A 21083-nucleotide genomic window follows, 5' to 3' on the forward strand; every position below is an offset into this window, starting at 1 on the left:
CCAGCTATGGAGAGTAAAGAAATGCTTCCCGACGGCATTGACGAATCTGATGAAGTATATGAACACCATCGCTTTGTAGCCGACAGCGGCCAGGGCCTGCTGCGCATCGACAAGTTTTTGGTTAACCGCATCGAAAACGCCTCACGCAACAAAATACAGGAAGCCGCTCTGGCGGGTTGCATCCTGGTGAACGACCAGCCGGTCAAATCCAACTACAAAGTCAAACCCAACGATGTAATTTCGGTGGTGATGAGTTACCCGCCACGCGAAATAGAAATTATCCCCGAAGACATTCCCCTCAACATTGTTTATGAAGACGACTGGCTCATTGTCATTAATAAGCCTCCAGGCTTAGTGGTACACCCCGGATACGGCAACTATACCGGAACCTTGGTAAATGCCCTGGCCTGGCATTTTAAAGATCAGGAATGGTTCAATGCCGATGACCCCAGACCGGGACTGGTGCACCGAATCGACAAGGATACTTCAGGCCTACTGGTCGTGGCCAAAACCGAAACGGCTAAAATGAAACTGGCCCTGCAATTTTTCGAAAAGACCAGCACCCGTACTTACCAGGCCCTGGTATGGGGAACCCCCGACCCGGCAGAAGGGACCATAGAGGGACACATAGGACGCAGTCTTAAAGACCGCAAACAAATGACGGTATTTCCCCAGGGCGAATACGGTAAAGCGGCCATCACGCACTACCGAACACTCGAACAACTCGGCTATGTCAGTTTGGTCGAATGTCGCCTGGAGACCGGGCGCACCCATCAGATAAGAGCACATTTTAAATACCTGGGACACCCCCTTTTCAACGATGAGCGCTACGGCGGCCATCAAATCTTAAAAGGTACCACCTTCAGCAAATACAAGCAGTTTGTCGAAAACTGCTTCCAATTGTTGCCGCGACAAGCCCTGCACGCAAAAACGCTGGGCTTTACGCATCCCGACAGCGGTGCCTACATGGAATTCAATACCGATTTACCCCTTGATATGGCACAAGCCATTGAAAAATGGCGGGCCTATATTGTAGGCCGCGATCTCGAATAGAAGAACCCGTCAAAACGTCCCCACATGAGCAAAAAGAATATTGCAGTTGTATACGGAGGCTACTCCTCCGAAGAAGTTGTCAGCCGCAGAAGCGCCGAAGGCATTTGCAGCTTCCTGGACGCCGAACGCTACAACATTTACCCGCTTTATTTGGGCAGGGAGCACTGGGTGCTTAGAGTGGGGACTTCGGAATACCCGGTCAACAAGGCGGACTTCAGTGCAGAGGTCGACGGAAAAACCCTGCATTTTGACTGCGCCTACATCACCATTCACGGCACACCCGGAGAAGACGGTCTGCTCCAGGGCTATTTAAAGATGTTGAACATCCCCCACACCACCTGTGATGTACTGCCGGCCGCCCTCACCTTCAACAAATTTGCCTGCAACCACTACCTTAAAGGATTTGGTTTTCGCGTAGCCCAATCGGTTTTGCTTCACAAAGGAACAGCCTATGAACTGCAGGACATTGCTACCACCACCGGTTTCCCCTGCTTTGTTAAACCCAACGCAGGAGGCTCCAGTTTTGGCATCACCAAAGTCAAGGCCATGGAGCAACTGGAAGCGGCCATCCAAAAAGCCTTTTTAGAGAGTTCGGAAGTTGTTGTGGAACAATTTATAGAGGGAACAGAAGTGACTTGCGGACTGTTTAAGGCGGGAGGTAAAATAACCATTTTGCCTCTTACGGAAGTGATCAGTGCCAACGAATTTTTCGATTTTGAAGCCAAATACACCCCTGAAAAGGTGGAGGAAATCACTCCCGCCCGCATCAGTCAGGAATTGACTTCAGAAATACAGCAAAGCACCGCCTCCATTTACGAATTACTGGGTTGCAAGGGCATCGTCCGCATCGACTACATCATCAGCGACAACAAACCCTTTCTGCTCGAAGTAAATACAACGCCAGGGATGACTCCCACCAGTTTCATTCCTCAACAGATTGCCGCAGCAGGCCTTCAAATCAAGGATGTTTTCAGCCAAATACTGGAAGAAGCCATGTCGGCCAGCTGAGTACTGGGCACCAGGGCCACTCTTTAGGGTAAGACACAAAAAAAGTGTATCCTTTATTGGAGGGATACACTTTCTTTATAGTCGGCCCAAGGCCGAAGGTGCGCTTCACCATATTTACTTTCTAAATGCATAGCTGAATTCTTTGGACCCAGACACAATGTTTACTTTATACTCGCCGCGGGGCAATGCTTCCACATTGTACTTTCCTGAGTAAGTCAGGTTGGCAGGCAGATTTTGATTGTACAACACACGTCCATAGGAATCTTCCAAAGTAATCACAGCAGGGGATAAGGCGCGATTGAGGTGACTAACAAACAGATAATCCTCATTATTCCAGACTTTAAGCTCATTTTCAGATGCGGGAACCATCTCGCTTTTGGCTACATCAACAGTCCCGTTTTTAACAGCAAAGGGAAGCTCACTAACGACCCCGGCCTTACTACGCAAGCGCACTCTGTAGGTCCCATCAGTCAAGCGGGAAAAATCGAACACCTTACTGTAACGACCTGCCATGGCGTCCGGGCGACTCACATATACCGTCTCTCCCATATCATCCACAATAGCCAGTGACCGCACATTTGAATCCAATACCTCTGCGGCAACCAGGGTATAAGAGGTATTGTGATAAGGCAATACCACAATTTTACTGTCGGCACTTGCCGCTATACTGCCTGCGAAAAGTAATGCTCCAAGCATTACGCCTTTCAAACCAGTTTTCATTTTCATCTTCTTCTTTTTTTTAATTGATTAAATACAAAGTGCTTTTCCGGAATGCACAGTACAAATGTATAGGCAAAAACAAAGGTCCACAAACTTTAGGGGGCCACTTTAATTTTTATTGCACATACTTAACCAAGCCCCCTGTTTTATTAGGGGTTGTCAACAGTTTTTCACCAAATATTTTACAGGAACTTAACAATTGAAAGGGTTTTTCGGAGAACGACATACTTTTTAACTAAATCAGGACGCAATAGTCCTAATAACAAACAAAGCCCTGAGACTAAGCTTAAATGCGCTTCAAAGCGAACTGCTTAAACAATCTGACCTACCTGTGCGTTTAGCTTACATCAATCGTAAAACAACCCAAATAAATTAAGACATGGAAAAGAACAATGTAAATGTGACCTTCAAGGGCAATCCGGTAACCCTTTTGGGTAAAGCACCCAAAGTTGGCGATACCGCACCCGATTTTACCGCCCTCTCAGCATCCCTGGAGCCGGTTAAGCTGTCCGACTACGACGGCAAAGTAAAAGTCATTGCCGTATACCCTTCTATCGATACCGGCATCTGCGCCGCCCAAAACCGCCGCTTCAACAAGGAAGCCGACCAGCTCAAAGACGTGGTGGTGCTTTCTGTATCGGTGGACCTGCCCTTTGCCCAGGGCCGTTTTTGCGCGGCGGAAGGCCTGAACAACATCGTAACGCTGTCGGACCACAAAGACCTTGATTTCGGCAGCAAATACGGCTACCTCATCGAAGAACTGCGCCTGCTGGCTCGTGGCACCGTGATCATCGGCAAGGACAACAAGATTGCCTATGTAGAATACGTGCCCGAAATTGCTCAGGAGCCGGATTACGACAAAGCAATGGCTGTTGTAAAGGATTTGATGTAAGGCCTACAAGCAGCACCCCAATTCGGGGCCAACAAAACAAAAAGCACCCTTGTTTTTCAACAAGGGTGCTTTTTTATGTTGAACCGACAGTTGCCGGTTTCTGCTCTAGCGGGCAAACAACAACTCCCGGTACTTGGGCAAAGGCCACATTTCGTTGTCCACAATCAATTCCAACTTATCAATGTGGTAGCGCACATCCTCCAGATAGGGACGCACTTTGTTGCAGTAAAGCTCTGCCATTTTGTGCATATCCTCCTCCTTGTTGGCAACCTTGCGCTCATTCACCATTTCCGTAGTCTTCACCTTAATTTGGTGAATGTGGTCCGATATCTTCCGAATCAACTCCAGTCGATCGCCCACCAACTCCTGAAAATCTTCTCCCTCACCAAAAACATCTTTCAAACCCTGCACGTTTTTAATCAGGGTATTCATATAGGCCACACCGGTGGGCACAATGTGGTTGATGGAAATATCGCCCAGCACACGTGCTTCAATCTGAATCTTTTTGGTAAACTTTTCCAACTCCACCTCCACACGGGCTTCCAATTCTGTTTGATTAAACACATCATTATCGGAAAACACCTTAACGGCCTTCTTACTCAGATAGGCACTGAGCGCTTCGGGCACCGAGCTCACATTGCTGAGTCCGCGACGCGCCGCTTCTTCCACCCATTCCTGACTGTATCCATTGCCGTCGAAGCGAATATTCTTGGTCTCCTTAATGTATTTTTTAAGGGTCTGCAAAATGGCCTCGTCCTTTTTGGCACCCCGCTCAATCAGGGCATCCACCTCCTGCTTGAAGTCCTTCAACTGCTGCGCCACAACGGTATTCAACACAATCAAAGCCGAAGCACAGTTGGCCGAAGAACCTACGGCCCGGTACTCAAAGCGGTTGCCCGTAAAGGCAAAGGGTGAAGTCCGGTTGCGGTCGGTATTATCGAGCAAAATCTCAGGAATTTTACCAATATTCAATTTTATGGACGTCTTTTGATCCGGCGTCATTTTCTTGTCGGGTACCGACTCCTCCAACTCATCGAGTACCCGGTTGAGTTCGTGTCCCAGGAAAATGGAAATGATGGAAGGAGGCGCCTCGTTGGCCCCCAAACGGTGCGAGTTACTGGCCGTCATAATACTGGCCAAGAGCAAGTCCTGATGGGTATGCACGGCCTTCATCACATTCAAGAGAAAGGTAAGAAACTGCATATTGGTACGCGGGTTCTTACCGGGCGACAAGAGGTTGACGCCGGTATCGGTACTCAGCGACCAGTTGTTGTGCTTACCCGATCCGTTTACCCCCTTGTAAGGCTTCTCGTGGAAGAGCACCCGGAAATGGTGCTTGCGTGCCACCTTTTTCATCACATCCATCACCAGCTGGTTGTGGTCGTTGGCCAGGTTGGCCTCTTCAAATATTGGGGCTACCTCAAACTGGTTGGGGGCTACTTCGTTGTGGCGGGTCTTCAAGGGAATTCCCAACAAATAAGCCTCCCGCTCAAAATCTTCCATATAGGCAATCACCCTTTCGGGGATGGAGCTGAAGTAATGATCTTCGAGCTGCTGGTCCTTCGACGACGAGTGGCCCATCAGCGTCCGGTCGGTCAGCATAAGGTCGGGCCGCGCCATATACAAAGCCTCGTCCACCAAAAAATACTCCTGCTCCCAGCCCAGGTTGCTGCTCACCTTGGTCACGTTTTTATCGAAATACTGACAAACATCTACAGCAGCCTTATCCACGGCAGCCAAAGCCTTCAGCAAGGGCATTTTATAATCGAGCGCCTCACCGGTATAGGATACAAAAATGGTAGGCAGACAGAGGGTGGTACCCACAATAAAGGCAGGCGACGACACATCCCAGGCGGTATACCCCCGGGCCTCAAAGGTATTGCGGATACCACCCGAAGGGAAACTGGAAGCATCGGGCTCCTGCTGAACCAGTAATTTTCCAGAGAAACCTTCCACCACACCACCATTGCTGTCAATGTCGATAAAGGCATCGTGCTTTTCTGCCGTGGCATCGGTCAGTGGATGAAACCAGTGGGTGTAGTGCGTGGCGCCATTTTCAATGGCCCAGGCCTTCATTCCCAAAGCAATCTGATCGGCCATTTTCCGGTCGATGCGTGAGCCTTTTTCAATGGCCTCCATCACGTGCTCAAAAGCTTCCTTAGAAAGATATTTTTTCATCTTCCCCTTATCAAACACGTATTTTCCGAAATAGTCGGAAGTGAGTTTACCCAGCTCGTCAATGTACTTTGGCTTCCGGTTCAGAAGCTCCTTGAGTGCAAAAAATCTTAAAGTCGCCATACCTTGTTATTTTGAGAATTAGACAATACAAATATGCATATTTTTTAAAACACCCCTTCGTTTTTGATGTTAAAAAGTAAAAAATCATACATTTTTTACACCAACACCCCAAAAATTAAAGGGCAAAATAAAACAACACAAACAAAACTACTTTTTTACCAAAAAAGCATCCACCTGGGCAGCGGCCTCCCTGCCTTTAGCAATGGCGGTAACGACCAGACTGGCGCCATGGGCGGCATCACCGGCTGCAAAGACCCCTTTTCTGCTGGTGGCATAATCGGTACCTATCTTCACATTACCCCGGCCATCCAGCTCCAATCCCAGCTCCGTAATCAGGCCCTCATGCACCGGATGCACAAAACCCATCGAAAGCATCACCAGATCGGCTTCCAACACACGCACCGTGTCGGGGCGCTCCTCCATTTTCCACTGCCCGTCCACCTGCTTCCAGTCGACTTCAACGACTTCAACACCGGTGACTCTGCCCTGCTCGCCAACAAAGCGGCGGGTGGAGAGACTCCACATGCGCTCGCAGCCTTCATCGTGCGAGGAGGAAGTCTTCAGCACATTGGGCCAATAAGGCCAGGGATTACCCGAGCGACGCTTGGCCGGTGGCTGGGGCAAGATCTCGAGCTGCCCTACCCAGGCCGCCTTTTGCCGGTTGGCCGTACCCACACAATCGCTGCCGGTATCACCGCCACCAATCACCAGCACCCGCTTGCCCTTGGCATCAATGCGCTGTCCGTTGAAGCTCACCCCGCGGTTCACTTTATTCTGCTGCTTCAGGTATTCCATGGCAAAATGCACCCCACTCAGCTCACGTCCCTCTATGGCCAAATCGCGGGGCTGCATGGCACCAATGGCCACCACCACCGCATCGAACTGTTTTAAAAGAGCTTTCCCCGAAATCTGTTCGCCCACCGACGTATTGGTTTTAAAAACCACCCCCTCGGTCTCGAAAAGCCTTATGCGCCGATCAATCACCTTCTTGTTCAGTTTAAAATCAGGGATGCCGTAACGCAGCAAACCGCCCACAGCATCGTCGCGCTCAAAAACCGTTACACTATGCCCGGCCTGATTCAGACAATCGGCGGCAGAGAGTCCCGCCGGTCCCGATCCAATCACTGCCACCTTCTTACCACTGCGGGTTTTGGGCAAACGGGGCACAATGAGCCCCAAATCAAAAGCCTTTTCTACGGTGGATGCCTCGTTCTCGCGAATGGTTACGGCCTCATCATGAATGGCCAGCACACAGGACTTCTCGCAGGGAGCGGGACAAACTCGCCCGGTAAACTCGGGAAAGCTGTTGGTCGAGTGCAGAATTTTACTGGCCAGGGCATAATCCCCCTTGAACAAGGCATCTTGCCATTCGGGAATTTTACTGCCTACGGGACAGGCCCAGTGGCAGAAAGGAATGCCACAATCCATGCAACGTGAAGCCTGGTCGCGCCGATCCTGATCGTTCAAGACTTGTTCTACTTCTCCGTAATCGTCGACCCGCTCATTTACGGGACGGTTGCCGCTGACTTTGCGGGCCACTTCTATAAATCCTTTGGGATTTCCCATAACTCCTAGTTTTTTTTGATTAACACTACTTCCATGCGCAACAACGAACTACTCCCGCAAATAAGGGGCGTCTTCGGTCTCTGCCAGTTTCCGCTCCAAATCCTGCAACTTCTCCTGCTGCAACACCTTCTTATATTCCAGCGGAATCACCCGCACAAAGCGCGGCAGGTAGTAGTCCCAGTTCACCAATATCTCGCGGGCCTTTTCGCTGTTGGTATGCAGTAAATGCTTGCTCAACATGTGCTGCAACTCCTGCACGTCCTCATAGTCGTGCACCGGTCCAAGTTCCACCAGTCCCTTGTTGCAGAAATAATCGAAACGACCAAGTTCATCAAGAACGTAGGCGATGCCCCCACTCATGCCTGCAGCGAAGTTGCGGCCGGTGGGACCAATAACAGCTACCCGCCCACCGGTCATGTACTCACAACAATGGTCCCCCACGCCTTCCACCACGGCATGCGCTCCGGAGTTGCGCACGGCAAAACGTTCTCCGGCGACCCCATGCACATACAAATATCCACTGGTGGCGCCGTACAACACGGTATTACCAATAATGATGTTTTCATCGGGTTTGAAGCCCGAACCACGCGGCGGCACCACAATCAGCTTGCCTCCGGAAAGTCCCTTGCCAAGATAATCGTTGGCATCGCCCTCCAGGCGCAGGGTCACCCCCTTCACCACAAAAGCACCAAAACTTTGTCCCGCCGAACCCCGGAAGGTACAATTGATGGTGTCCTTGGGCAGGCCCTCCTCCCCGTAAACTTTGGAAACCTCTCCTGAGAGCATGGCCCCCACGGTGCGATCGGTATTGCCAATGGCGTGTGCCATCCACACCTTGGTCTTATTCTGCAAAGCAGGGCGCGCCTGCCTTATCAGTTCATGGTCGAGTACATTCTCCACAGCATGCTTTTGCAGAGTGGTTTGCCGCAAGGCAAACTTACGACCTTCCTTTGGAAAGTAGGTGAGGGCCGACAAGTCCAACCCACCGGTCTTCCAGTTCCCCACACTGGCATCCTGCTCCAACAGGTCGGCGCGACCAATGATTTCATCGAGCGACTTCACCCCCATGGCGGCCAGATGTTCCCTTACCTCCATGGCAATAAAAGTGAAGAAGTTAATCAGGTTCTTGTACTTGCCGATGAAACGCTTGCGCAGGGCCTCGTCCTGGGTGGCGATGCCGGCGGGACAGGTATTCAGGTGACACTTGCGCATCATTACGCAACCGAGCACCACCAGACCGGAGGTGGCGAAGCCGTACTCTTCGGCACCCATCAGGGCCATCTTTATCACATCCAGGCCGGTTTTCAGCTGACCGTCGGTTTGTATTTTAACGCGGCCCCGCAGGTTGTTCAGCACGAGGGTTTGCTGCACCTCGGTAAGGCCCAGTTCAACGGGCAGGCCGGCATGCTTAATGCTGCTGAGGGGACTGGCTCCGGTACCGCCTTCGGTGCCGCTGATTACAATCAAATCGGCATGGGCTTTGGCCACCCCGGCGGCCACAGTGCCCACCCCGCTCTCCGACACCAGCTTGACACTGATGCGGGCAGAGGGATTGGTGCATTTCAAGTCAAAAATCAGCTGCGCCAAATCCTCTATCGAATAAATATCGTGGTGGGGCGGTGGCGAAATCAGCGTAATACCCGGAGTAGAACTCCGCAAACGGGCAATGACCCCATCCACTTTGTAACCGGGCAGCTGTCCCCCCTCCCCGGGCTTAGCCCCCTGGGCAATTTTAATCTGCAACTCATCTGCATTCACCAGGTAATTGTTGGTCACCCCAAAGCGACCGCTGGCGACCTGCTTGATGGCACTGCGGGCCTTCGATTTGAAGCGACCGGCATCCTCTCCGCCCTCACCCGTATTGCTGCGACCACCAATGGCATTCATAGCCATAGCCAGGGCCTCATGCGCCTCCTTGGATATGGAACCGTAAGACATGGCTCCGGTGACAAAGCGCCGCATGATGGATTCCACAGGCTCCACCTCACTCAAATCAATGGGTTTGCCTTTTTTTACCTTCAAAAATCCACGCAGAAACAGCGGACCTCGATTGTCTTCATTCACCCGTTGCGCGTACTCCTTGTATTTGCCGTAATCGTTTTCCGAAGTGGACCATTGCAAGAGTCCAATGGTCTCGGGATTCCAGCCGTGCTTTTCACCATACTTACGGAAGGAATAAGCACCAAAACTTTCAAAAGGCCCCTCTTCCTGCAGCGGACTGTAGGCGGCTTCGTGGAAAAGGGCCGCCTCTCGGGCCAGCTCCTCAAAGCCTACCCCGCCAAGGCGCGAAGCGGTGCCCGTAAAATAGGGCGCGATGACCTCCCGGGCTACCCCGACAGCTTCAAAAATCTGGGCGCCATGATAACTGCGCACGGTGGAAATGCCCATTTTCGACAGCACTTTAAGCAAGCCCTTATTTACCGCCTTGATGTAGTTCTCACGCGCCACCTCATAATCCATCTTCAGTTTGCCCTGCTGCACCAATTCGTCGATGGCCGCAAAACACACATAGGGATTGATGACCGAAGCGCCATAACCGAGCAACAAAGCAAAATGCATCACCTCACGGACCTCTCCCGTCTCTACAATCAGACCGATTTGCATCCGCTTTTTAGCGCGTACCAAATGATGGTGTACCGCAGCCGTTGCCAACAAAGACGGTACTGGTGCCCGATCGGGCGCGATGTCGCGGTCGCTCAAAATCACATAATTATTACCTGCATCCACGGCAGCCTCAGCGGCCTTACACAAGCCATCCACGGCAGCCTTCAGCCCCTTGCCCCCTTCCTTCACCGCGAAGGTCATCGACAGGGTAACGTGAGTAAACTCCTCCCGTCTGAAATCCTTGATTTTGCCCAAGTCGGTGTTGGTCACCACGGGCGAAGCAAACTTAATGGAGCGGCACTGGTCGGGACTCTCAATAAGTAAATTCTTACTTACCGAACCAATGTAACTGGTCAGCGCCATCACCAGTCCCTCCCGAATGGGATCAATGGGGGGATTTGTTACCTGAGCAAACAACTGACGAAAATAAGAGAACAGGCGCTGGGGCTTTTCCGAGAGCGCGGCCATGGGCGTGTCGTTGCCCATCGAGCCCACCGGCTCGTTGGCCGCATTGGCCATAGGAAAAACAATCTGCTCCACATCCTCCTTATTGTAACCAAAAGTCTTCAGATAGGTGGTGAGTTCCTCACCGAGCGACGAGGACACTCTTTGCTTGACCGCAATATCGGCCATACTGATGCGGTTCTCCTTCAGCCAGTTCTCATAAGGATGGAGGCGCGACAACTGCGACTTGATTTCCTCATCGGGAATAATGATGCCCAGCTGGGTATCGACCAACAACAACTTCCCGGGGCGCAAACGCCCCTTGGTCACGATTTCCTCTGCCGGAAAGGTCTGCACCCCTACTTCCGACCCCATCACAATCATATCGTTGCGGGTAATCACGTAACGGGAGGGACGAAGACCGTTGCGATCAAGGGTGCCCCCAATGTAGCGCCCGTCTGAAAAAACAATGGAGGCGGGTCCGTCCCAAGGCTCCATAATGGTGCTGTGGTACTCGTAGTAGGCTTTGAGACTGGGGGGAATGGGGTTCTTGTCGTTCCACGACTCCGGAATGAGCATGGTCAGGGCATGCGGCAGCGTACGCCCGGTCATAAACAAAAACTCCAATACATTATCCAGCGAAGCCGAATCGCTCTTACCCGGCTCCACCACCGGAAAGAGCTTCTGCAAATCCTCCCCAAACAAATCGCTCTTAAGCAAACCTTCGCGGGCCTGCATCCACAAGCGGTTGCCCTTTATGGTGTTGATCTCTCCATTGTGGGCCATCATTCTGAAAGGCTGGGCCAAATCCCAGGTCGGGAAGGTATTGGTGCTGAAGCGTGAATGCACCAGCGCAATGGCACTCTGCAAGCCCGGCTCCTTCAAATCGAGGTAATACTCGCCCAACTGCTCCGGCGTGAGCATCCCCTTATATATGAATGTCTTGCTCGATAAGCTGGCAATATAAAAATGCTCCTTTTGCTTGAGCGTCGATTCGCGCACCTTACGCTCACAGACCTTACGGGCCACAAAAAGCTTGCGCTCCAACACATCCTGCTCGTAGTTGCCCTGTACAAACACCTGGCGGATCACCGGCTCATTGCTGCGGGCAATTTCGCCCAACACCTTGTTATTGACCGGCACGTCACGGTACCCTATTAACTCCAAACCTTCCTCTTCCAGTTGGGCATTAAACAGCGCAATGCAAGCCATACTTTCCCTTTCGGTCCTGGGCAAAAATATCAAACCCGAACCATATTTTCCGGGAGCTGGCAAATTAAAGCCAAAACCAGAAAAATAACTGTGGGGCAACTGCAGCAAAATACCGGCACCATCGCCCGACTTATTATCCGAACTCTCCGCCCCGCGGTGGGTCATATTCACCAACACCTCCAAGCCCCTTCTTACAATCTCATTGGAAGGCTGTCCCTTAATGTGGGCAACAAATCCAATTCCACAGTTGTCGTGCTCATTGGCCGGATCGTACATACCCTGCGCCTGGGGCAATCGTTGTCGCATCTTCATATTAAAATCGTTTACTGGCTCTGAAAACCTGGTTTAAAACTAAAACTCAATTCAAAAAACGAAAACGATACAAAATTACACAATTTTATTACACTTCATAACTTTTGGCTTTGGTTTTATGATGTTTTAAATATTATAACGTCAAATTTTCTTCAAAACACCAGACTGCTGTTACCCCAACCCACTTTTCTATACCGCATAAAACAAGGGCCTTGCACGGCAAAATGCAACAACAAATGCCTTCTTTCACCCCCCAACACAAAAGCATCAAAAAAAAATCAACACGAAAGCAAAAACAGATTTTTCAAAACATTTTATCGCTTTCACTTGTTTATTCATAACAATTCAATACTTTTGCCTTGTATTTGATTACTAAATAACATTTAAAACCAGTTTAAATCATCAAACCATGTGTGGATTTGCAGTTTATACAGGAGGGGATGTGAGTCAGAAACTCGACATGGCCCAGGATTTTACCAAAATTCAGTACCGCGGACCCGACAACACCCAAATCAAGGATTTTGGCCAACAAGGCTGGATGGGTTTTCACCGCTTAAAAATCATGGACCTCTCAGATGCCGGCAATCAACCCCTCAATTACCGTCATCTCCACCTGGTTTGCAACGGCGAAGTGTACAACTTCCGCAGCTTGAAGGATCGGTACAGCCCCAGCTTCCCCTTTCAATCAGAAAGCGATTGCGAAGTACTCCTGCCCCTGTTTCTTGAAAAAGGGATTGTGGGCATGGCGCGCGAACTCGATGCCGAATTTGTCTGCGTAATCTACGACAGTGAAGAAAAGAAATACTATGCGGCCCGCGATCCCATCGGCATCCGGCCTTTGTTTTATGGTTACGATGAGCGGGGACAAATCTGCTTTGCCAGCGAAATGAAGAGTCTGCACACCACCTGTGCCGAAGTACATCCCTTCCCGCCCGGGCACTGCTATGTAGAGGGACGCTTTGTGGCCTACTGCGATCCGGCTGAAGTGGAGACTTACCACAATGACGAACAGGGTGTCATTTTTGAGCGCATTCACGACCTTTTTACCCAGGCCGTGGCCAAGCGCATGGATGCGGATGCGCCGGTAGGTTTTTTATGCAGCGGGGGACTCGACTCCAGTCTGGTTTGCGCCATAGCTGCGCGCATGACGACAAAGCCTATAAAGACTTTTGCGGTGGGCATTGAAGATGGCCCCATCGACACCAAATACGCACGGATTGTAGCCGATTACCTTGGTACCGACCACACCGAAGTGCTTTTCAGCAAACAGCAAATTTTCGACGCGCTCAGCACACTCATCTACCGAACAGAAACCTGGGACATTACCACCATCAGGGCCTCGGTAGGCATGTATCTGCTCTGCGAATACATCGCACGGGAAACCGACATCAAAGTATTGCTTACCGGTGAAATCAGCGACGAACTCTTTGGCTATAAGTACACCGACTTCGCACCCAGTCCCACAGCTTTTCAGGAGGAAGCCCAAAAGCGCATTCGCGAACTGTACATGTACGACGTACTGCGGGCCGACCGATGCATATCTGCACACGGACTGGAGGCCAGGGTGCCCTTTGGCGATCTCGACTTCGTAAAATATGTCATGGCCATTGCTCCTGAAAAAAAGATGAACTACACCGGGATCGGAAAATACCTGCTGCGGAAAGCTTTTGAAGGGGACTACTTGCCGCACGACATCCTGTACCGCGAAAAAGCGGCTTTTTCGGATGCGGTTGGTCACAGCGTGGTCGACTACCTTAAAGCGCACGCAGAGGAACTTTACAGCGAAAAGGATCTGGCCGCAGCTGGAGAAAAATACCCGCACGCCACCCCCTTCTCCAAAGAAGCGCTGATGTACCGCGACATTTTTGAAAGCCACTTCCCCGGAAGGGGCGCATTGATTAAAGATTTTTGGATGCCAAACAAGAGCTGGGCCAACTGCAACGTCAACGACCCCAGCGCCCGTGTACTGCCCAACTACGGCAAAAGCGGAGAGTAAAAGCACGCCAAACCGTTCCTAAACCGAGAGGCCTGGAAAAGCGCACTTACCTGGTTGTGCGCCGCTCCGGGCCTCGCCTATTTTGTTCATCACCGGGGCAGCGTACATGCGTAGGAACAGCTGCTCCAAGACATGACGATCGCCTTCAATACCAGACAAACAAAGAGTTCTGTATCGCACAAAGTCTTCTGCCTGTGCCCCATTGTACTCCAGCCCCTTATACCTAGAGCTTGCGTGCAAGAGATCATAGGCCAAATAATTAAATGGAAACAAACGATAATCACGATAAACCTGCCGATCGATCTCCCGTGCGACCTTCTGCACCAACTCGTTGGCATCCTTTGCTCCTACAGCGCTTTCTTTTATAAAATTATTCAGGGGCTCACCAAAGGCCATGTGGATACGTCCCTTAGCCCCAATCAGTCCGGCAACTACACTCTCAAAATCTTCGCCGGGAGCCTTTTGGTAGTCCAGGCCACACGCCTTGTTGTACGTTTCCCGAACTTTTGTTCCGGCACAGGGCTCCAACTCATAGGAAACCGTTACCGGAACAATATTGAGTTGTTCCAGTCCCCGAGCCACCTCACCCTGGTGCATCGCAAACATCTTCAACAAGCCGGTTTGAGTTATGTCGTCGCCATCCTTTGTCCTTCCATCCCGTTGCGCAATCCAGATTGATTCTTTTTGATTTAAAATCACCTGATTAATGTAAGCCGAATGCAAGGCGGCATTTCGGTATTGCTGAATGCGTGAACCACCTCGGTAAAAGGTGAACATCTTGTTCAGCTTCCCCAGGTCGATGACAAACTGGCCCGACATCAGATTACTGCCAAAGGTTATTTGTGTGGTGGTATAGCCTTCACGAGAAAACACCCACTGCAGAAGGGCAGAGTCGAGCACTATATCCCGGTGATTGGCAACGAACAAATAGGCCTTGTCGCGGCGAAGGTGCTCCAAACCACTGAAAGTAAAGCCATCAGAAGTCTGCCGAATCAACTCGGAAACCACCCGGGCCGAGAACTGACGCTGAATTCCATCTACAGTGCGGATGTTCGCAAAGCGAGCCAACTCCTGCTCAAGAGCCTCTTCGCCAAACAAATAGCGATACATCCCGCGAAGCATAGGGTGCTTCATCAAACGCTCAACAGCCGGACGTACTTCGTCATCACAATACGGGCGGAGCGTCTCCATCATTTCGCTAATTTGAACCATGCTTTTTACGCTTATCGATGAAAGTAATTGGCTTGCGGCTCATTCCGGGGAAGCGCAGCTTCTCGAGCTCGGCAGGATCCAGTATTTCAATGGTTGGGGCCACCCGCAAGCGCGCACGAAACCGATCTTTAATGTGCTTAATAAAGTGCTCGTCGGGCTGGGCACAACCAATCTTCACACAAATATCGTCGGTGTCGATGCTGTTGGTCGACACTTCAATCAAATAATTCTGAACCCCTGGAATATCCATCAGGTTATCGTAAAGCGACTGAGGAAACAGGGTTGTTCCCTTGTACTTGATCATCTGATTTTTTCGACCAATGATGGGGCCCACACGAAGAGAATTACGACCGCAGGCGCAGGGCTCGGTGTAATGGTAACACATATCCCCGGTCTTGAAGCGAATCAGCGGCATCCCCTCCACACCAATGTTGGTAATGGTGACTTCGCCCAGCTCACCACTGGCCACATTCCTGCCTTGCTCATCCACAAATTCCACCACAATCATTTCAGGAATCAAATGCCCGCCCTTTCCTTCCGAACACTCGGTAAAGGCAGCACCCATTTCGGTGGAAGCATAGGTGGAATAAAGCTTCAGATCCCACTTTTCTTTTATTTGTCGACCCAGCTCGTTCAGATTCAAATCCTTATCACGAATGGGCTCGCCAATGCAAACCGCAGCCTTTACCGGTAGATCCTTATAAGCAATCTGATTTTCCTCCGCATAAGCAATCAAGCGAAGCAAAAAAGAAGGGATGGTTACCAGCACATTGGCCTGCGTTCTTTTAATGGTATCAAATTGCAGTTCGGGATTTCCTGGTCCAACACGCACAATGCCTGCACCCAACTTGCGCAAGCCCAAAAAATAAGCCAGACCGGCCATAAATCGGCGATCCAGGGTGACCATCAGCTGATAAATATCCTCGGGGTGTCCATCGGCACAGACAAAAGACAGGTATTCGTTAAGGGCCAAGCGATCCAGATCCTTATCGGTGGCCACAAAAGTCACCGGATCGCCCAAAGTACCCGATGTGGTAATGTAATCCACAATCTGCTCCGGCTTCACACATACAAAATCAAAATTTCGACGCTGCAAATCCTCCTTAGTGGTAAAGGGCAAGTACGCCAAATCCTCCACGGTAGTAATGTTGGACAAATCAATCCCGGAAAAGCGCTCCCGATAAAAGGCGGAATGCTGCATTACATAAGCTAAAATTTCGGGGATGCGGGCGTTCTGCCAGGCACTGATCTCTGCACGACTCCTTCTGGAAACTTCCTTGCACATTAGGGTAAAATGTTTTTATACTTAATTTGTTGATCTTCAAAATTATCAAAAATCCTGACAGCAGCACCGTCCTTAAGGTAGTGACTGAAGAAATCTTCGAGATAGGCATTAATGAGCCGAAGCGTCTCTGCTCCGTCGATGTCCCCAATCATCTTCTTTTTATCCTTCTCCTCAATCAAATCGAGCATAGAAACATCGCTGAAAGCAAAATGGCGTGCCCCCTTGATGGTGAGCTTATGGAAGGGCGCCGAAACTTGACTGTAAACCACAGAATTGCCAAGGTTCCATAAATGATAATGCTCGCTTTCCATCAACATAAACGGCTGCTCCAAAGGATGATCAATCAAATCGCCAAACTGAAAACAATCCAAATTGGCCCCGGCCTTTACTCGATCTGGGTTTTGAAGACTTACCTGACCGGCTACTGCTCCGCCCATGGAATGACCGAAAACCCCCAAACGTTGGGGATCTATTTGGGACAAAATACCGGGAGCGTCCGCCTGGCCTCCCACCGCCTTTAAATAATCAATCAACACTTCATTGTCCAGCGTCCAGCGCCGTATAACCCGATCAAAACGCTTTAATTTCCGCAAATTGTAGCGGGTAGCTGCTTCCACCTGCTCCTCAGTTTCTAAATCAAAACGCTTAAACTTTTCAATTAAGAAAAGCTGCAAATAAGCCAATTGCGCCTTTTTTCGTTTCAACCTGGCACTTTTTCGAATCGTTTGTTCTACATAGGGTTGCTCAAAGGGGTGATTGAGGGTACAAACCACAAAACCATGACTGGCCAGGTTCTCTACAATACTGGTATAGAAATCGGCCATCCCAAAATAAAAACCCGGATTAAAAATCACCACCGGGAAGGCCTCCTCGGCGTAAAGGGTGTGGGCCCCGGAATACGAATGGGTGATGGTTTTTTGCACCTGACCTACCAGCTCCCGATCCAATCCCACATCATGAAATATTCCGGAAATAACTTCGCTGGGAAAATCGCCCAAAAAATGATCATAGTTCGCAGCCTCAGCGCTGGCAACAGGATACCACAACTTGACATACAACTCTCTGGGTTTGCCGCCCAACACAAAAGTCTCCTTTCGTGTAGAATCGACCAAAAACAATTTGGTGGTGGCAATTTTGTAGCGACCTGTTGGTGCCGGCAGCAAGGATTCAAGGTCGTCTGCAACTACTGGAGGAATCCATACAAGCAAAAACACGAAAAACAACAATACTTTAAGCTTCATCCTATCAGGGTTCAGTTTTTTATACATCGCATTACTTGGTTTCATCATCCATCGCTGCAAGACGTGCTTCGATACGCTCCCGTTCGGACCTCCGGGCGACCTCTTTTTCAAGCGCCCTGAGGTAACATGCCCGTGCCTTGGCATGGTTTCCCCGGGCCCGCCAGAGTTCTCCCAACACAAACCAACTGTGATAATTTTCCGGGTTCAGTCGACTGTAGCGCTGCAACTGGTCCTCTGTCAGCAGTCCTGCCTCTCCCTGGCGCAAGCGCCTTTGAAAATCCCGGGTTTGGGCTTTGTAAGTTTGAAAGCGCTTAAAATCGGCACTGCCTAAAAAGGGATCCTCAGCCATAACTTCAAGCTTTTCGGGACTGCGCTGAAAATACCCGCCAGGATCGGAGAATAAGTCCCCCAAGTCGTAACACACATAAGCACCTAGTGCGTAGGGATTGGCAGCCACCCACATTTTTAGGGCTTCGGGTTGAAAAATCACGGAGTGATGGGCGATCAGCTGATTGACTGCCTTTTCGTTGCCCCAGCCCAAATTTAGTCCCTGCACCCCTTTCTGGTCGCGCAAAACAGCAGCAAAACTGGCGGGACTGTGTTGGGCCTTTTTGCCCAACAACTCCTTAACCCGCTCCATGCGGTAAGTACTGGACTCATCGGCCATCCCTTCCAAATTCAAGGCATTGTCTTTTAAGGCCTCGCTCTGAAAGTGATTGGTTAAGACAAGCTGATTGGTACCGCTTTCGTACAAGGCGGTTTCGTCGATGGACTTCTCAATGACCACTGCCTTGCGGTCCCTGGCCGAAACCACCAAAAAGGACTCCGCAACAAAGACCTCTGCCTCCTCAATGAGGGCATAGGCTTCGGCTATGGTGCCCGCATGCTGCAAGACCTCCCTGGCCAAAATGGAGACGGGTTTACGTGCAGCCAGTGGAATGCCCGAGTTGGCCGCATTCAAAGTTACCACCAGGCCCTCGCTGTTCATTCCAGAAATTACCCCAATCATACCAGCCCAGGAAATGGATGCAAAAGCATGGCCCGTTTCCGGAGCAAAAAAAGTCACCAACTTATTGGAAGCAAAATCGTCGCCCATCGAAAAATCCATATTTCGACCCACCAGCAAACTGCCGTCCTCTGAAGCCTCATCCTGAACAGCAAAGGCTGTGCAAGCCACCAGATTCATATTCTGAAGGGCATGACCAATATCGTGTGCGGCATGGTAATTCAACATACGCTCATAACCCGCTCCTATAAAATCAAAGGAGTCGGACGCAAAACGGGACACCCCGTAGATTTCCTGCTGCAAATCAAGGGGAATGTAGCTGTCTAGCTTGCGGTTGTACCAGGCCAGGAAGTACTTTAATTTATTGAGATAGGCATCAGAGGGAATCATTTCACGAATGCCCTCCACAAAGTACTGTTCTTGCAAGGCATTAAGACTGTCGGTCAGCAAGCCATTCTTATAGCCCATTTCAAAAGGCGCTCCCGCCACATAAAGCTCCCATATCCCATAGGCGTTCTTCTGCAGCCAACTGTCGCCATAGCGAAAGGCTTCCGGACCAAGCACTTCTTTATCACCAGAAAAGGCCCACTCCTCACCCATGAGGGGAGGATGCACCTTTGTAAGTCGATTAAAAACCACCATCAGCAACAAAACCGACAGAACCAGTCCCACCAAAACACGCAGTAAGCGTTTCAAGCTCTTTGGCCATTTCTTCATCTTATTCTTCCTTTCTTATTTCGGACAACAACAGGTTTACATCTACCTTGTTTGCACAAGCCAACAAGGCATTCATAGCCACCCCCATCACCCCGTGTATCCCAATACTCTGCCCACTTAAAAAGAAGTTGGGGACCCGGGTCACAGAAGGCATATAGGATCCAATTCCATTCTTATAATCCTTGGCAATACCGTACATCGAACCCTCCGGAATGCCGGTAAAATATCTGTAGGTAAGGGGACTGGAAGCAAACCAATCGTCAATGGCGGCCGGCAAATCAGAGAAAGCCATAGCTGCCAGGTCGAGCAGGCCTTCGCCCTTTTTCTGCTTAAAGTCCTTATACTCCGAATTGGTATTGTACGCACTTCCTGGCGTTTCCCATTGTGCCACCTCCTCATAATGCATAAAAGAAATGATGGTAGCACTCTCTGCAAAACCAGGACAATCAGGATCCTCCGTGGTATACATCATCAAGGACTTGGGCCAGTCCTCTTTCTGGTAAACGGCCCCCCAAACATCCCGTGTGCGGGAATAAAAGACATTGGAGTTCAGATGCCTGAATTCGCCCGGTTTCAGACTCGCATAGACGACAAAGGAGCCTATCGTATTGGGAAGCGACTTGAGGCGACGCACAAAAGGTGCTCGAAAAACGCCTGACTCAAAAAAATCAAGGGCTACCGAGGGGTGAATGGCTGCTATAAAATCTTCTGCAAAAAAACGTTGACCCTCCGAAGTTTGTGCATAACGCGCCCTGCCGTCCTCCATTTTAATATGCGCCACCTTACAATTGGTGACTACAGTCCCCTGCTGCTCCTCTATAATTTGCACCAGTGCGTTGGCCAGCTTAATGCTGCCGCCACGTATCTGCCAGGCACTCTGAATAAAAACACAAGATATTAAAGCATGGACGTAAAAGGGGGTTCGCCGAGGATCTCCGGCGTATAAACCGTTGTTCGAAAGCCAGACTGCCTTCAATTCCTCATTCTGGGTAAGTCCGTCAAGCACCTCCATCAGTCCGCGATCCGTAAAGGCACTTGGTGCCTGATCAGTCACTCCGCTTACCTCACGCAGGTTCAAAAAAGGATTGCTGTCCCAAACCGCCCTGATCTCCCGCACATAATTCACAACAGCCTCCCGCTCCGATGGGAAACGCCGCTCCAGCTCAGCCTGAAAGCCCTCAAAGCCCGAAACACTGCAATACCACTCCTTTCCCATACCGATGCGGTCAAAGCAGGCACGATCGAGGGAAACAAAATCAACCCGATCGATAACACCCAGGTACTTGAAAAGCTTATGGAGCACCTGACCCTTTTCCAAGGCCCCCACATAATGCAAGCCGGTATTAAACACCTTGCCGCCGCGCTCGAAGCTTTGAAGATTGCCCCCAACATGTTTTTGTTGCTCCAAAACCCCCACACGAAAGCCATGCTTCCCCAACAAAGCGGCACACATCAAGCCCGAAAAACCAGCGCCTATTACCACCACATCAAATTGCTTGTCAGCTGTTTTATCCATT

General features: G+C 50.4%; 13 protein-coding genes. 4 read left to right on the top strand and 9 right to left on the bottom strand.

Annotated features, from left to right (window positions below):
* Nucleotides 1–6: 6 nt before the first annotated feature.
* Together B4W65_RS00955 and B4W65_RS00960 are read left to right on the top strand one after the other, a co-directional pair.
* On the top strand, nucleotides 7–1053 hold the full coding sequence (locus tag B4W65_RS00955; protein WP_088653233.1) for an RluA family pseudouridine synthase: 1047 nt from the start codon (nucleotides 7–9) through the stop codon (nucleotides 1051–1053).
* A 24-nt stretch (nucleotides 1054–1077) separates the two neighbouring features.
* Entirely contained in the window at nucleotides 1078–2061 is a 984-nt protein-coding gene (locus B4W65_RS00960; RefSeq protein WP_088653234.1) for a D-alanine--D-alanine ligase, read from the top strand.
* A 114-nt stretch (nucleotides 2062–2175) separates the two neighbouring features.
* Here B4W65_RS00960 and B4W65_RS00965 read toward each other — a convergent pair whose 3' ends face one another.
* Nucleotides 2176–2787, bottom strand: a complete 612-nt coding sequence (locus tag B4W65_RS00965; RefSeq protein WP_088653235.1) for a hypothetical protein — start codon at nucleotides 2785–2787, stop codon at nucleotides 2176–2178.
* 373 nt (nucleotides 2788–3160) lie between these two features.
* Between B4W65_RS00965 and tpx the strand changes: the two genes are divergently transcribed.
* A complete protein-coding gene (tpx, locus tag B4W65_RS00970; RefSeq protein ID WP_088653236.1) occupies nucleotides 3161–3673 on the top strand; it encodes a thiol peroxidase in 513 nt (170 codons plus the stop codon).
* 105 nt (nucleotides 3674–3778) lie between these two features.
* On the opposite strand, the gene B4W65_RS00975 is transcribed toward tpx, so the two are convergent.
* The 3 genes from B4W65_RS00975 to gltB all read right to left on the bottom strand — a co-directional run bounded on the left by B4W65_RS00975 (nucleotide 3779) and on the right by gltB (nucleotide 12109).
* A complete protein-coding gene (locus B4W65_RS00975; RefSeq protein ID WP_088653237.1) occupies nucleotides 3779–5971 on the bottom strand; it encodes a glutamine synthetase III family protein in 2193 nt (730 codons plus the stop codon).
* 147 nt (nucleotides 5972–6118) lie between these two features.
* Complete coding sequence (locus B4W65_RS00980; protein ID WP_088653238.1) at nucleotides 6119–7537, bottom strand: glutamate synthase subunit beta; 1419 nt, start codon at nucleotides 7535–7537, stop codon at nucleotides 6119–6121.
* A 48-nt stretch (nucleotides 7538–7585) separates the two neighbouring features.
* Nucleotides 7586–12109: a glutamate synthase large subunit gene (gltB, locus tag B4W65_RS00985; protein ID WP_240509435.1), complete on the bottom strand. Its 4524-nt coding sequence runs from the start codon at nucleotides 12107–12109 to the stop codon at nucleotides 7586–7588.
* A 409-nt stretch (nucleotides 12110–12518) separates the two neighbouring features.
* On the opposite strand from gltB, the gene asnB reads away from it, so the two are divergent.
* Complete coding sequence (gene asnB, locus B4W65_RS00990; protein WP_088653239.1) at nucleotides 12519–14105, top strand: asparagine synthase B; 1587 nt, start codon at nucleotides 12519–12521, stop codon at nucleotides 14103–14105.
* Nucleotides 14106–14123: 18 nt separating this feature from the next.
* Here the strand turns inward: asnB and B4W65_RS00995 are convergent, their stop codons facing one another.
* The 5 genes from B4W65_RS00995 to B4W65_RS01015 are packed head-to-tail and all read right to left on the bottom strand — an operon-like array spanning nucleotide 14124 to nucleotide 21082.
* Nucleotides 14124–15317, bottom strand: a complete 1194-nt coding sequence (locus B4W65_RS00995; protein ID WP_088653240.1) for a 1-acyl-sn-glycerol-3-phosphate acyltransferase — start codon at nucleotides 15315–15317, stop codon at nucleotides 14124–14126.
* Nucleotides 15304–16602: a phenylacetate--CoA ligase family protein gene (locus tag B4W65_RS01000; protein ID WP_088653241.1), complete on the bottom strand. Its 1299-nt coding sequence runs from the start codon at nucleotides 16600–16602 to the stop codon at nucleotides 15304–15306. Before B4W65_RS01000 ends, B4W65_RS00995 begins: the two co-directional genes overlap by 14 nt.
* On the bottom strand, nucleotides 16602–17843 hold the full coding sequence (locus B4W65_RS01005) for an alpha/beta hydrolase family protein (protein ID WP_158522746.1): 1242 nt from the start codon (nucleotides 17841–17843) through the stop codon (nucleotides 16602–16604). Before B4W65_RS01005 ends, B4W65_RS01000 begins: the two co-directional genes overlap by 1 nt.
* 31 nt (nucleotides 17844–17874) lie before the next feature.
* Nucleotides 17875–19566: a C45 family peptidase gene (locus B4W65_RS01010; RefSeq protein WP_088653243.1), complete on the bottom strand. Its 1692-nt coding sequence runs from the start codon at nucleotides 19564–19566 to the stop codon at nucleotides 17875–17877.
* A gap of 1 nt (nucleotide 19567) precedes the next feature.
* Nucleotides 19568–21082 carry a phytoene desaturase family protein gene (locus B4W65_RS01015; RefSeq protein ID WP_088653244.1) on the bottom strand — a complete coding sequence of 505 codons (1515 nt, stop codon included), beginning with the start codon at nucleotides 21080–21082 and terminating at the stop codon, nucleotides 19568–19570.
* Nucleotide 21083 lies beyond the last annotated feature (1 nt).

Source organism: Geofilum rhodophaeum, from assembly GCF_002210225.1.
GTDB lineage: Bacteria > Bacteroidota > Bacteroidia > Bacteroidales > Marinilabiliaceae > Geofilum > Geofilum rhodophaeum.

What these genes read in the sequence shown, in the direction of transcription:
- B4W65_RS01005 (WP_158522746.1), bottom strand. Translation starts at nt 17,843, where the DNA reads ATGAAGCTTAAAGTATTGTTGTTTTTCGTGTTTTTGCTTGTATGGATT.
- asnB (WP_088653239.1), top strand. Translation starts at nt 12,519, where the DNA reads ATGTGTGGATTTGCAGTTTATACAGGAGGGGATGTGAGTCAGAAACTC.
- B4W65_RS00975 (WP_088653237.1), bottom strand. Translation starts at nt 5,971, where the DNA reads ATGGCGACTTTAAGATTTTTTGCACTCAAGGAGCTTCTGAACCGGAAG.
- B4W65_RS01000 (WP_088653241.1), bottom strand. Translation starts at nt 16,602, where the DNA reads ATGTGCAAGGAAGTTTCCAGAAGGAGTCGTGCAGAGATCAGTGCCTGG.
- B4W65_RS00965 (WP_088653235.1), bottom strand. Translation starts at nt 2,787, where the DNA reads ATGAAAATGAAAACTGGTTTGAAAGGCGTAATGCTTGGAGCATTACTT.
- B4W65_RS01015 (WP_088653244.1), bottom strand. Translation starts at nt 21,082, where the DNA reads ATGGATAAAACAGCTGACAAGCAATTTGATGTGGTGGTAATAGGCGCT.
- B4W65_RS01010 (WP_088653243.1), bottom strand. Translation starts at nt 19,566, where the DNA reads ATGAAGAAATGGCCAAAGAGCTTGAAACGCTTACTGCGTGTTTTGGTG.
- tpx (WP_088653236.1), top strand. Translation starts at nt 3,161, where the DNA reads ATGGAAAAGAACAATGTAAATGTGACCTTCAAGGGCAATCCGGTAACC.
- B4W65_RS00955 (WP_088653233.1), top strand. Translation starts at nt 7, where the DNA reads ATGGAGAGTAAAGAAATGCTTCCCGACGGCATTGACGAATCTGATGAA.
- gltB (WP_240509435.1), bottom strand. Translation starts at nt 12,109, where the DNA reads ATGAAGATGCGACAACGATTGCCCCAGGCGCAGGGTATGTACGATCCG.
- B4W65_RS00960 (WP_088653234.1), top strand. Translation starts at nt 1,078, where the DNA reads ATGAGCAAAAAGAATATTGCAGTTGTATACGGAGGCTACTCCTCCGAA.
- B4W65_RS00980 (WP_088653238.1), bottom strand. Translation starts at nt 7,537, where the DNA reads ATGGGAAATCCCAAAGGATTTATAGAAGTGGCCCGCAAAGTCAGCGGC.
- B4W65_RS00995 (WP_088653240.1), bottom strand. Translation starts at nt 15,317, where the DNA reads ATGGTTCAAATTAGCGAAATGATGGAGACGCTCCGCCCGTATTGTGAT.